Raw genomic sequence first — 11,654 nt, 5'->3', positions numbered from 1 at the left:
TCCGAGGGTGGTTCGGCCCCGAGCCGGTCGGTGTCCAACGGCCCGCGGATCACCTCCCGCAGTTCGGGGGCGGCGGCCACCTTCCAGGGCTTCGCGGCGATGTGGCGCTGACCGTCCAGCCGCGCCTTCGGCGCCTTGCCGTAGTAGTCGGGCCAGGGCAGGGGCACGAACTTCAGGTGGGGGTCGGCCTCCAGGTATTCGATCAGCGGGGCCCCGCCGCGGACATACGCCTCCTGCAGCTCGCGCGGGGTGCGGTCACCGACCACGGCCCGGTAGTAGGTGAGCGCGTCCTCGATGGTGTCGTCGACGCCGGCCCGCAGCAGCACCGGATTGCACGGGAACCAGACGCCGCCGCCACCGGAGTAGGCGGTGGTACCGCCGAATTTCGACGTCGCCTCCACCAGCAGCACGTCCAGGCCCTCGCGTGCCGCGGTGTAGGCGCCGGTGACGCCTCCGCCGCCCGACCCGGCGACCAGCACGTCGCATTCGGTCGCCCAGTCCATCAGCGGAGACTAGCGCGCCGCTAAGCTCGGATCCCATGACAAGCGTTACCGACCACACCGCAGAGCCGGCCGCTGAGCACACGATCGACATCCACACCACCGCAGGCAAGCTGGCCGAACTCCACAAGCGCCGCGAGGAATCGCTGCACCCGGTGGGCGAAGAGGCCGTCGAGAAGGTGCACGCCAAGGGCAAGCTGACCGCCCGCGAGCGCATCCTCGCCCTGCTCGACGAGGACTCGTTCGTCGAGCTCGACGCGCTGGCCCGGCACCGCAGCAAGAACTTCGGCCTGGAGAACAACCGCCCCCTCGGCGACGGGGTGATCACCGGTTACGGCACCATCGACGGCCGCGACGTGTGCATCTTCAGCCAGGACGCCACGGTGTTCGGCGGCAGCCTGGGCGAGGTGTACGGCGAGAAGATCGTCAAGGTGCAGGAGCTGGCGATCAAGACCGGCCGCCCGCTGATCGGCATCAACGACGGGGCCGGCGCCCGCATCCAGGAGGGCGTCGTCTCGCTCGGCCTGTACAGCAAGATCTTCCGGAACAACATCCTGGCCTCCGGCGTGATCCCGCAGATCTCGCTGATCATGGGCGCGGCCGCCGGCGGGCACGTCTACTCCCCCGCCCTGACCGACTTCGTGGTGATGGTCGACCAGACCAGCCAGATGTTCATCACCGGGCCGGACGTCATCAAGACCGTCACCGGCGAGGACGTCACGATGGAGGAACTCGGCGGGGCGCATACCCACATGGCCAAGTCGGGCACCCTGCACTACGTCGCCTCCGGCGAGCAGGACGCCTTCGACTGGGTGCGGGACCTGCTGAGCTACCTGCCGCCGAACAACGCCACCGACGCACCGCGCTACGCCGAGCCCATCCCGGAGGGCGCGATCGAGGACAACCTCACCGAGGAGGACCTCGAGCTGGACACGCTGATCCCGGACTCGGCCAACCAGCCCTACGACATGCACGAGGTGATCACCCGCATCCTCGACGACGACGAGTTCCTGGAGATCCAGAACGGCTACGCCACCAACATCGTCGTCGGGTTCGGCCGCATCGAGGGCCGGCCGGTCGGCATCGTGGCCAACCAGCCCACCCAGTTCGCCGGCTGCCTGGACATCAACGCCTCGGAGAAGGCGGCGCGGTTCGTGCGCACCTGCGACTGCTTCAACATCCCGATCATCATGCTGGTGGACGTCCCGGGTTTCCTGCCGGGAACCGGCCAGGAATACAACGGCATCATCCGGCGCGGCGCCAAGCTGCTGTTCGCCTACGGCGAGGCCACCGTTCCGAAGATAACCGTCATCACCCGCAAGGCCTACGGCGGCGCGTACTGCGTCATGGGCTCCAAGGACATGGGCTGCGACGTCAACATCGCCTGGCCGACCGCGCAGATCGCGGTGATGGGCGCCTCCGGGGCCGTCGGCTTCGTCTACCGCAAGCAGCTGGCCGAGGCGGCCAAGGAGGGCAAAGACGTCGACGCCCTGCGGCTGGAGCTGCAGCAGGAGTACGAGGACACCCTGGTCAATCCGTACGTCGCCGCCGAGCGGGGATACGTCGACGCGGTCATCCCGCCGTCGCACACGCGCGGCTACATCGGCACCGCGCTGCGGCTGCTGGAACGCAAGATCGCGCACCTGCCGCCCAAGAAGCACGGGAACATCCCGCTGTGAGCGACGAGATGAGCGACGAAAACGGTTCCGAGACAACCGAAACCACGCACGGGCCGCACGAGCCGCACATCCAGGTCCTCAAGGGTCAACCGACCGACGCGGAGCTGGCCGCGCTGGTCACCGCGCTCGGCGTCGTGGGCGGCCCCGCCCCCGAGCCCGGCGAGCCCGAGCGCACGCGCTGGGGCCTGCCGGTGGACCGGCTGCGGTTCGCGATGTCCAACTACCAGCGGCTCACCTTCCAGCAGATGACACACATGAAGCATTGACCCGCCTGGTCCTCGGTTCGGCCTCGTCGGGCCGCCGCAAGGTGCTGCGCCAGGCCGGCATCGATCCGCTGGTCGCGGTCTCCGGGGTGGACGAGGACGCCCTCCTCGCCGCCCTGGGACCCGACGCCGGCCCGGCCGAGGTGGTGTGCGCGCTGGCGGCGGCCAAGGCCGAACAGGTGGCGGGCGCGCTGGACGGCGACGTCGCCGCCGATTGCGTTGTCCTCGGCTGTGATTCGATGCTGGACCTCGACGGAGAGCTGTGCGGCAAGCCCGGCTCGGCCGACGCCGCGACGGCCCAGTGGCGCCGCATGGCCGGCCGCTCCGGCCTGCTGCATACCGGGCACTGCCTGCTGCGCCTGAGCGGCGGCGCGATCACCCATCGTGAAGTGGAATCCGCTTGCACCACAGTGTATTTCGCCGCCCCCACGGATGCGGACCTGCGGGCCTACGTCGCCGCAGGCGAGCCCCTGCAGGTGGCCGGCGGGTTCACCCTCGACGGGCTGGGCGGCTGGTTCGTCGACGGCATCGAGGGCGACCCTTCGAACGTGATCGGCGTGAGCCTGCCGCTGCTGCGGTCGTTGCTGGCCCGCGTCGGGCTCTCGGTGGCGCAGCTGTGGACGGTGAGCAACGGAAACCGCGAGACATAAACCACGGCGGCCTTCGCCGGCGTGTCGTCGCAGACGTCTATGTGTCGCGACAGCCAATGGCGCTCGGGGCCCTTGCGGCGCTGACGGTAGGCTCGGGTTGTGGCATTACCCCCGGATCCAAGCCCGACCCTGACGGACTACGCCCACCCCGAACGGCTGGTCACCGCCGACTGGCTGTCGGCCAACATGGGCACCCCCGGCCTGGTGATCGTCGAATCCGACGAGGACGTCTTGCTCTACGACGTCGGCCATATCCCCGGCGCGGTCAAGATCGACTGGCACACCGACCTCAACGACCCGACCGTCCGCGACTACATCAACGGCGAGCAGTTCGCCGAATTGATGGACCGCAAAGGGATCTCGCGCGACGACACCGTGGTGATCTACGGCGACAAGAGCAACTGGTGGGCCGCGTACGCGCTGTGGGTCTTCACGCTGTTCGGCCATTCCGACGTGCGCCTGCTCAACGGCGGGCGCGACCTGTGGCTGGCCGAGCGCCGGGAGACCACCCTGGACGTGCCGACCAAGACCTCCTCCGGCTATCCCGTCGTCACGCGCAACGACGCGCCCATCCGGGCGTACAAGGACGACGTGCTGGCCATTCTGGGCGGCCAGCCCCTGATCGACGTGCGCTCGCCGGACGAGTACACCGGCAAGCGCACCCACATGCCCGAATACCCCGAGGAGGGCGTGCTGCGCGGCGGCCACATCCCCACCGCCCGGTCCATCCCCTGGGCTAAGGCCGTCGATGAGAGCGGCCGATTCCGCAGCCGCGAGGAGCTCGAGGAGATCTACGGCTTCATCGAGCCCGACGACAAGACGGTCGTCTACTGCCGCATCGGCGAGCGGTCCAGCCACACCTGGTTCGTGCTCACGTACCTGCTGGGCAAGCCCGGCGTGCGCAACTACGACGGATCGTGGACGGAGTGGGGCAACACCGTGCGCACGCCGATCGTCGCCGGCGAAGAGCCGGGGGCCGTTCCGGTCCGATGAGCCTGCCCGCGCCCCTGGCCGAGGTGGTGTCCGACTTCGCAGAAGTCGAGGGCCAGGACAAGCTGGCGCTGCTGCTCGAATTCGCCAACGACCTGCCACCCCTGCCGCCCGAACTCGAGGAGCGGGCCATGGAGCCCGTCCCCGAGTGTCAGACCCCGCTGTTCCTGCACGTCGATGCGAGCGACCGGGACCGGGTGCGGTTGCACTTCAGCGCCCCCGCCGAGGCGCCCACCACGCGCGGGTTCGCGTCGATCCTCGCGGCCGGACTCGACGAGCAACCCGCCGCCGACATCCTGGCGGTGCCCGAGGATTTCTACACCGACCTGGGCCTGGCCGCGCTGATCAGCCCGCTGCGGTTGCGGGGCATGTCGGCGATGCTCGCCCGCATCAAGCGGCGGCTGCGCGAGTCAGGCCAGAATTCCGGCACCGCCTGATCGGCCTGACGGCGCGGCGCTTAGACTTCCCTGGAGTTGTAAGAAACTCTCTTAAAGAAGCCCAAGGCGGAAACACGTCCGCTTCAGATCTGCCAAACAGGAGGCGCAGTGGCTAGTCACGCCAGCTCGAGGATCTCCAAAGTGCTTGTCGCCAACCGCGGCGAGATCGCTGTCCGGGTGATCCGCGCGGCCCGCGATGCGGGCCTGGCCAGCGTGGCGGTGTACGCCGAGCCCGATGCCGACGCGCCGCACGTGCGGCTCGCCGACGAGGCGTTCGCCCTGGGCGGCCAGACCTCCGCCGAGTCCTACCTGGACATCGGCAAGCTCCTCGACGCGGCGGCCAAGTCGGGCGCCAACGCCATCCACCCCGGCTACGGGTTCCTCTCGGAGAACGCCGATTTCGCCCAGGCGGTCATCGACGCCGGCCTGATCTGGATCGGCCCGAGCCCCCAGTCGATCCGCGACCTCGGTGACAAGGTCACCGCCCGCCACATCGCCGCCCGCGCCCAGGCCCCGCTGGTGCCGGGCACCCCGGACCCGGTCAAGGACGCCGACGAGGTGGTGGCCTTCGCCGAGGAGTACGGCGTGCCGATCGCCATCAAGGCGGCCTTCGGTGGCGGCGGCCGCGGCATGAAGGTGGCGCGCACCATCGAGGAGATCCCGCACCTGTACGAGTCGGCGGTGCGCGAGGCCGTCGCCGCCTTCGGTCGCGGCGAGTGCTTCGTCGAGCGCTACCTGGACAAGCCCCGCCACGTCGAGGCGCAGGTGATCGCCGACCAGCACGGCAACGTCATCGTGGCCGGCACCCGAGACTGCTCCCTGCAGCGCCGCTTCCAAAAGCTGGTCGAGGAGGCGCCCGCGCCGTTCCTCACCGACGCGCAGCGCAAGGAGATCCACGAGTCGGCCAAGCGCATCTGCAAGGAGGCGCACTACTACGGCGCCGGCACGGTCGAGTACCTGGTCGGCCAGGACGGCCTGATCTCGTTCCTGGAGGTCAACACCCGCCTGCAGGTCGAGCACCCGGTCACCGAGGAGACCTCCGGCATCGACCTGGTGTTGCAGCAGTTCAAGATCGCCAACGGCGAAAAGCTGGACCTCACCGAGGATCCCACGCCGCGCGGCCACGCCATCGAGTTCCGGATCAACGGCGAGGACGCCGGCCGCGGCTTCCTGCCGGCGCCCGGCCCGGTCACCCGGTACGACACGCCCAGTGGGCCGGGGGTCCGGCTGGATTCCGGTGTCGAAGCCGGATCGGTGATCGGCGGCCAGTTCGACTCGATGCTGGCCAAGCTGATCGTGTACGGCGCCACCCGCGAAGAAGCCCTGGCCCGCTCGCGGCGGGCCCTCGACGAATTCCACGTCGAGGGGCTGGCCACCGTGATCCCGTTCCACCGCGCGGTGGTGTCCGACCCGGCGTTCATCGGCGACGGCGACGGCTTCTCGGTGCACACGCGCTGGATCGAGACCGAATGGAACAACACCATCGAGCCGTTCACCGGCGGCGAGCCCCTGGACGAGGAGGACGCCCGGCCCCGCCAGACGGTGGTCGTCGAGGTGGGCGGTCGCCGGCTCGAGGTATCGCTGCCCGGCGACCTGGCGCTGTCCAACGGTTCCGCCGACCCGGCCGGGGTCATCCGCAAGAAGCCCAAGCCGCGCAAGCGCGGGGCGCACTCGGGTGCCGCCGCCTCCGGCGACGCGGTGACCGCGCCGATGCAGGGCACCGTGGTCAAGGTCGCGGTCGAGGAGGGGCAGGAGGTCGCCGCCGGCGACCTGGTCGTCGTCCTCGAGGCGATGAAGATGGAGAACCCGGTCACCGCGCACAAGGACGGCGTCATCACCGGACTCGCGGTCGAGGCGGGCGCCGCCATCACCCAGGGCACGGTGCTCGCCGAGATCAAATAGCGATCGGACAATAATCCTGGGAAACAGTTGTCGGCCCGGTCCGGCGCGGGTACCGTTCGGGGCAGGTTGAGTTCACAGCCGTCCGGATCACGTAAGGGCGCGGGAAGGTGAACTCACTTGTTCTCAGCCTCGATCGACGCCTGACGTCTTCCGCAGCACACATCCTGCTCTACGGATGGAGTCAGTAATGTCTGTGGCCCAATCTTGGCAACACAGCCGCGCGGCGCAATTCACCGCGCGCTGGTACCCGTCGGGGACACTGATCACGGTGGACGGCGAGCTCGACGCCGCCAACGCGGATCAGCTCGCGGCGTACGTGCGAAACGCCATCGCCAGTTCCCAGCGCGTGATACTGGACCTGCGTGGCCTGAAATTCATTGGCACGGCCGGCTTTTCGGCACTGCACCGGATCAACGTCGTGTGCTCGGGCGCCCAAGCCGATTGGGCGATGGCGCCGAGCGCGGCGGTGGCGCGGTTGCTGCGCATCTGCGACCCCGACGGCACCCTCCCGGTGACGACGCCCGCGGCCGAGCCGTTGCTGGGATCCGCGGACGACGGGGAGCCGGAGTCCCTACTGCAACTGGTCGCGCAGCCGCGTTAGCGACTTGGCCAGCAGCCGGGACACGTGCATCTGCGAGATGCCCACCCGTTCGGCGATCTGGGTCTGCGTCATCGACTCGAAGAACCTGAGCACCAACACCGTTCGCTCCCGCTCCGGCAGCGCCTCGAGCAGGGGCCGCAACGACTCCTGATCCTCGATCCGGTCCAGACCGGTGTCGACGTCGCCCAGGGTGTCGGCGATCGCGCGGGCCTCGTCCTCCTCGCTGCCCCCACCGCTGTCGATGGACAGGGTGTTGTACGAGCTGCCCGCCACCAGGCCCTCGACGACCTCCTCGCGGTCCATGCCGAGTTCGGCGGCGAGCTCCGTGGCGGTGGGCGCCCGGCCCAGCCGCTGCGACAGCTCGGCGGTGGCGGTGCCGAGGCGCAGGTGCAGTTCCTTCAGGCGCCGGGGCACCTTCACCGACCAGCTGTTGTCGCGGAAGTGTCGGCGGACCTCGCCCATGATCGTGGGCACCGCGAACGACACGAAGTCGGACCCGGCCTCCACGTCGAACCGGACCACCGCGTTCACCAACCCGACCCGCGCCACCTGCACGAGGTCGTCGCGCGGTTCGCCGCGGCCCTCGAACCGGCGGGCGATGTGATCGGCCAGAGGCAGGCAGCGCTCGACGATCTTGTCCCGTTGGCGCTGAAATTCCATCGAGCCCGGGTCGACATCGGCCAGCTCGCGGAACATCGCCGGGACATCGGCGTATTCGTTCGGTCGAGAGACGGAACCCCCGGCAGCTGGTGGGGTCACCTGCTGGAGGCCGCCCGTCGCGCCGTCAGCGTGATACCGAACACGCTGCCGGTTTGGTTGGGTTCGCGACCATCGTGGAAAGTCTGGACGTCGTCGGCCAGGGACGTCAGCACGTGCCAGCTGAAGCTGCCGGGCGCCACCACGTCGTGCGTGTCGCACGCCGCGGACGCCTCGACGACCAACTGCTCGTCCTGCGGGTCGACCACCACGACCAGGGTCGCGTCGGGGGTGGCGCAGCGGATCAACCGGGTGCACACCTCGTCGACCGCGAGCCGCAGGTCTGCGACCGCGTCGAAGTCCAGGTCCTCGAAGGTGCCGATCGCACCGACCAGCGTCCGCAGCATCGCCAGGTTCTCCAGGCGCGCCGCAACGTGCAATTCGACGGCACGGTTACCGCGCTGGCGCTTGTGAGCGCGCACTCCCGCATCGTTCATCTGGTCTCCCGGCAACGGTTGACTACCACTACTACCACCCCTTAGTCCGCCGTGGACCGTACGCTCGAGCCGATCAGTCATGGCCGCCGCCGGAGACCGCCGGAACCGATCGGGCACGGCGGTTCGAGCGCGCGGCGGCGCTCGCCGGAATCGCGCTGGCTGTATTGGTTCTTCTGGCTGTAAGCATCTATGTCGGCGTGTCCGTGATCCTGGTCCCCATGATTGGGTGACCACGCTAACGCAACCGTTCCGGCACTCATCATGGTGCAGACCTGATACCCACTCGACGAGGCCGGTAACCCCGCAATTTGCCTCCTGGCAAAAAGGCGCGTTGCCCAGAACGGCCGGCGGGCAGACCGTCAGCTTGCGGGCCGCTGCCGGTATGCCTCGGGGTGCTCGGCATACCAGCGGTCCGCGATCCGGCGGATCCGGCGGTGCTCGACGGCCACCCACACCAGCCCCAGGACCGCGGCGATGATCGCAAGCACGCCCGCGGTCATCCCCTCGTGGTGGTGTCCGGTGCCGAAGGCCGCCAGGCTTCCGCACGCCCCGATCACGCCGGCCACCACCAGCAGATAACCGGGCCAGTGCAACACGTCGATCAACGACTCGCCGGCGAGCGGCCGCGTGGTCCTCAGATGGTCGACGGGGTCATGAAAGGTGTCTCCCATGGCTGCTCCTAGTGGAGAACTTATGACTCATGCGCAGCTCAATTAGGGTTGCACCCTCAACGGTAGATCCCCGGGAAGGCTTTTGGCGAGACCCGATCAGAGCGGCAGCGCGGGGCCCGCGATCGGCGCGACGCCCATGGCCACCATCAGCACCATCAGCGTGAAGAGAAACCACCCGGCGCCGTGCCATCCCCACCAGGTGCCCTCCGCCTTCCATACGCGGTAGGTGCGCAGGAAGGCCCACAGCCCGGCCGCCAGCAAGATGGCCGGTCCGCCCAGCGCCAGCAACGTCCGCTGCGGGGCACCGCAGGCCGCCGTGTCGACACCGGTGCCCGGGCAGGTGCTCACCCACAGCGCGGCCAGCACCAGGAAGCCGACCGCCGCGATCGCGGCGAGCACCGCGAACCGGATGGCGGCGCGCACTTCGCCGTCTTCCTGTCCCAAGCGATCGCCACCCGATCGCTCATCGGCTTTGTGCATCCGTATCCCTCATATCCCCCTGTGTGGCCAACGCCTTATTCATCGTTTGCTGCGTCGCAATAGTTACTCCGCAATGACAAATGTCCGACGACGGGGCGCTGCAATCGCGCTGGCACTTTGCGGATAGCGCATGGGAACAGATACCCCGCGGCAAACCCGGTGAAACCGGCGCGGGCTCAAGCGGCGGGCAGCGTCGACGATACCGTCAATTTTTCCGGCAATACCGCTGGCCAAGGGCGCGGAGCCCCGATGGTCACAATATGGTTGGTGTCTCAGAACCGATGAGTACTATCTCTCACATGCCGACAGCCCGAAGGCGCTTATCCCCCGAGGATCGACGCGCTGAGCTGCTCGCTTTGGGGGCAGAAGTCTTCGGAAAGCGACCCTACGACGAGGTGCGCATCGACGAGATCGCCGAGCGCGCCGGGGTGTCGCGTGCGCTGATGTATCACTACTTCCCCGACAAGCGGGCCTTCTTCGCCGCGGTGGTCAAGGACGAGGCCGACCGGCTGTACGAGACCACCAACATGGACGACGCCACCGGCCTCACGATGTACGAAGAGGTGCGCGTCGGCGTCATGGCCTACATGGCCTACCACGAGCAGAACCCGGAGGCCGCGTGGGCGGCCTACGTCGGGCTGGGCCGGTCGGACCCGGTTCTGCTGGGCGTCGACGACGAGGCCAAGAACCGCCAGCTCGAACACATCATGAGCCGCATCCACGACCTGGTGGCCAACATCTCCGGGGCGAAGCTGGAAGCCGACGTCGAGCGGGACCTCCGGGTGATCTGCCACGGCTGGCTGGCGTTCACCTTCGAGCTGTGCCGCCAGCGCATCATCGACCCGACGATCAACGCCGAACGCCTCGCCGACGCGTGTGCGCACTCGCTGTTCGACGCCATCGCCCGGGTGCCGGAGATCCCCGAGGAGCTGTCCCACGCGATGGCGACGGCACGGATCCAGCCGCGCTAGCCCGCGTACTTGTCGGTGCGCCTTGGCACCATGGTTAGGTGACCACCCGTGATCCGTTAGGCCGGTTCAGCGCGACCACGCGCGAATGGTTCACCAGCACGTTCGCCGGCCCCACCGCCGCGCAGGCCGAGGCCTGGGATGCCATCGCCGACGGCGACAACACGCTGGTGATCGCGCCGACCGGATCCGGCAAGACGCTCGCGGCATTCCTGTGGGCCCTGGATTCGCTCGCCGGCGCGGCCGAGCGCCCGGCCGGTACCCGCGTGCTGTACGTGTCTCCGCTCAAGGCGCTGGCGGTCGACGTCGAACGCAACCTGCGCACTCCGCTCGCGGGGCTCACCCGCATCGCCGAGCGGCACGGCCTGCCGCCACCGGCCATCAGCGTCGGCGTCCGGTCCGGCGACACCCCGCCCGCCGAACGCCGTCAGCTCATCGCGCGGCCACCCGACGTGCTGATCACCACGCCCGAGTCGCTGTTCCTGATGCTCACCTCGGCCGCCCGCGAGACCCTGGCCGGCGTGCAGACGGTGATCGTCGACGAGATCCACGCCATCGCCGCGGGCAAGCGGGGCGCGCACCTGGCGCTGTCGCTGGAGCGGCTCGACGAACTGCGGGAGGGGCCGCCAGCGCAGCGCATCGGGCTGTCGGCGACGGTGCGCCCGCCCGAGGAGCTCGCCCGGTTCCTTTCCGGGCAGCAGCCGACCACCATCGTGGCCCCCCGCGCGGCCAAGACCGTCGAGTTGACGGTGCAGGTGCCGGTGCCCGACATGGCCAACCTGGCCAACAACAGCATCTGGCCCGACGTCGAGGCGCGGCTGGTCGACCTGATCGAGGCGCACAACTCGACGATCGTGTTCGCCAACTCGCGGCGACTGGCCGAGCGGCTCACCGCGCGGCTGAACGAGATTCACGCCGAACGCTGCGGTCTGGGCCTGTCCGGCGAGACCAACACCAAGGTGGCGGGCGGGGCGCCCGCCCACATCATGGGCAGCGGCCAGACCTACGGCGCCGAGCCGCTGTTGGCGCGCGCCCACCACGGCTCGGTCAGCAAGGAACAGCGCGCCCTGGGACACCTCGCCGACCTGGTGGCCGGCCCGCCCGATGCGTTGCAGGCCGCTGGCCACCGACGGCGGCGCCTCGACCTGGATCACCAGGTCGACCGCGCCCATGTCGATGCCGAGCTCCAGGCTCGACGTCGCGACCACGGCCTTGAGCAGGCCGCGCTTGAGGTCCTCTTCGACCAGGGCGCGCTGTTCCTTGCTGACCGAGCCGTGGTGGGCGCGCGCCAACAGCGGCTCGGCGCCGTAGGTCTGGCCG

13 protein-coding genes and 2 pseudogenes are annotated in these 11,654 nt (G+C 69.2%); 9 read left to right on the top strand and 6 right to left on the bottom strand.

All coding sequences use genetic code 11. The features are described from left to right. Positions 1–503, bottom strand: a 503-nt coding sequence (locus tag A9X05_RS18475) for an FAD-binding protein (RefSeq protein ID WP_156736821.1), incomplete at its 3' end; no start/stop codon positions are given. A gap of 35 nt (positions 504–538) precedes the next feature. Here A9X05_RS18475 and A9X05_RS18470 point away from each other — a divergent pair. The 7 genes from A9X05_RS18470 to A9X05_RS18440 all read left to right on the top strand — a co-directional run bounded on the left by A9X05_RS18470 (position 539) and on the right by A9X05_RS18440 (position 7,022). Then, a complete protein-coding gene (locus tag A9X05_RS18470) occupies positions 539–2,179 on the top strand; it encodes an acyl-CoA carboxylase subunit beta (protein WP_067749378.1) in 1,641 nt (546 codons plus the stop codon). Then, a complete protein-coding gene (locus tag A9X05_RS18465; protein WP_197499119.1) occupies positions 2,176–2,445 on the top strand; it encodes an acyl-CoA carboxylase subunit epsilon in 270 nt (89 codons plus the stop codon). Before A9X05_RS18470 ends, A9X05_RS18465 begins: the two co-directional genes overlap by 4 nt. Then, a complete protein-coding gene (locus A9X05_RS18460) occupies positions 2,442–3,092 on the top strand; it encodes a nucleoside triphosphate pyrophosphatase (RefSeq protein ID WP_067783233.1) in 651 nt (216 codons plus the stop codon). Before A9X05_RS18465 ends, A9X05_RS18460 begins: the two co-directional genes overlap by 4 nt. Positions 3,093–3,191: 99 nt before the next feature. Continuing rightward, positions 3,192–4,085, top strand: coding sequence for a sulfurtransferase (locus A9X05_RS18455; RefSeq protein ID WP_067749364.1), 894 nt, complete (start codon positions 3,192–3,194; stop codon positions 4,083–4,085). Then, the gene (locus tag A9X05_RS18450) at positions 4,082–4,519 is read left to right on the top strand and encodes a SufE family protein (protein ID WP_067783228.1); all 438 of its coding nucleotides are present in this window, start codon (positions 4,082–4,084) and stop codon (positions 4,517–4,519) included. Before A9X05_RS18455 ends, A9X05_RS18450 begins: the two co-directional genes overlap by 4 nt. Before the next feature lie 108 nt (positions 4,520–4,627). Continuing rightward, on the top strand, positions 4,628–6,421 hold the full coding sequence (locus tag A9X05_RS18445) for an acetyl/propionyl/methylcrotonyl-CoA carboxylase subunit alpha (RefSeq protein ID WP_067783225.1): 1,794 nt from the start codon (positions 4,628–4,630) through the stop codon (positions 6,419–6,421). A 175-nt stretch (positions 6,422–6,596) separates the two neighbouring features. Next, on the top strand, positions 6,597–7,022 hold the full coding sequence (locus A9X05_RS18440; RefSeq protein ID WP_067749355.1) for an STAS domain-containing protein: 426 nt from the start codon (positions 6,597–6,599) through the stop codon (positions 7,020–7,022). On the opposite strand, the gene A9X05_RS18435 is transcribed toward A9X05_RS18440, so the two are convergent. The 4 genes from A9X05_RS18435 to A9X05_RS18420 form a co-directional block, all read right to left on the bottom strand. Further along, positions 6,993–7,781: an RNA polymerase sigma factor SigF gene (locus A9X05_RS18435; RefSeq protein WP_067749352.1), complete on the bottom strand. Its 789-nt coding sequence runs from the start codon at positions 7,779–7,781 to the stop codon at positions 6,993–6,995. The two genes, A9X05_RS18440 and A9X05_RS18435, sit on opposite strands and share 30 nt — an antisense overlap. Beyond that, complete coding sequence (locus tag A9X05_RS18430; RefSeq protein ID WP_067749350.1) at positions 7,778–8,215, bottom strand: ATP-binding protein; 438 nt, start codon at positions 8,213–8,215, stop codon at positions 7,778–7,780. Before A9X05_RS18430 ends, A9X05_RS18435 begins: the two co-directional genes overlap by 4 nt. A gap of 359 nt (positions 8,216–8,574) precedes the next feature. Continuing rightward, positions 8,575–8,886, bottom strand: a complete 312-nt coding sequence (usfY, locus tag A9X05_RS18425) for a protein UsfY (protein WP_067749347.1) — start codon at positions 8,884–8,886, stop codon at positions 8,575–8,577. Between the two features lie 96 nt (positions 8,887–8,982). Next, on the bottom strand, positions 8,983–9,366 hold the full coding sequence (locus tag A9X05_RS18420; protein ID WP_067749344.1) for a hypothetical protein: 384 nt from the start codon (positions 9,364–9,366) through the stop codon (positions 8,983–8,985). Between the two features lie 299 nt (positions 9,367–9,665). Here A9X05_RS18420 and A9X05_RS18415 point away from each other — a divergent pair, with 299 nt between their 5' ends. Next, complete coding sequence (locus A9X05_RS18415) at positions 9,666–10,337, top strand: TetR/AcrR family transcriptional regulator (protein WP_067749339.1); 672 nt, start codon at positions 9,666–9,668, stop codon at positions 10,335–10,337. Positions 10,338–10,375: 38 nt separating this feature from the next. Next, a pseudogene (locus A9X05_RS18410) lies at positions 10,376–11,404 on the top strand (DEAD/DEAH box helicase); the annotation flags it as partial. Here A9X05_RS18410 and A9X05_RS29925 read toward each other — a convergent pair. After that, positions 11,390–11,654, bottom strand: a pseudogene (locus A9X05_RS29925) (helicase-related protein); the annotation flags it as partial. The pseudogenes A9X05_RS18410 and A9X05_RS29925 overlap by 15 nt on opposite strands.

Source organism: Mycobacterium sp. E3298 (assembly GCF_001666895.1).
Taxonomy (GTDB): domain Bacteria; phylum Actinomycetota; class Actinomycetes; order Mycobacteriales; family Mycobacteriaceae; genus Mycobacterium.
The sequence above is the reverse complement of the archived record's forward strand: the minus strand, read 5'-3'. Positions and strand labels throughout refer to the sequence as shown.

Coding starts and splice junctions, on each gene's coding strand:
- A9X05_RS18470 (WP_067749378.1), top strand. CDS start 539: ATGACAAGCGTTACCGACCACACCGCAGAGCCGGCCGCTGAGCACACG.
- A9X05_RS18450 (WP_067783228.1), top strand. CDS start 4,082: ATGAGCCTGCCCGCGCCCCTGGCCGAGGTGGTGTCCGACTTCGCAGAA.
- A9X05_RS18440 (WP_067749355.1), top strand. CDS start 6,597: ATGGAGTCAGTAATGTCTGTGGCCCAATCTTGGCAACACAGCCGCGCG.
- A9X05_RS18430 (WP_067749350.1), bottom strand. CDS start 8,215: ATGAACGATGCGGGAGTGCGCGCTCACAAGCGCCAGCGCGGTAACCGT.
- usfY (WP_067749347.1), bottom strand. CDS start 8,886: ATGGGAGACACCTTTCATGACCCCGTCGACCATCTGAGGACCACGCGG.
- A9X05_RS18420 (WP_067749344.1), bottom strand. CDS start 9,366: ATGCACAAAGCCGATGAGCGATCGGGTGGCGATCGCTTGGGACAGGAA.
- A9X05_RS18415 (WP_067749339.1), top strand. CDS start 9,666: ATGCCGACAGCCCGAAGGCGCTTATCCCCCGAGGATCGACGCGCTGAG.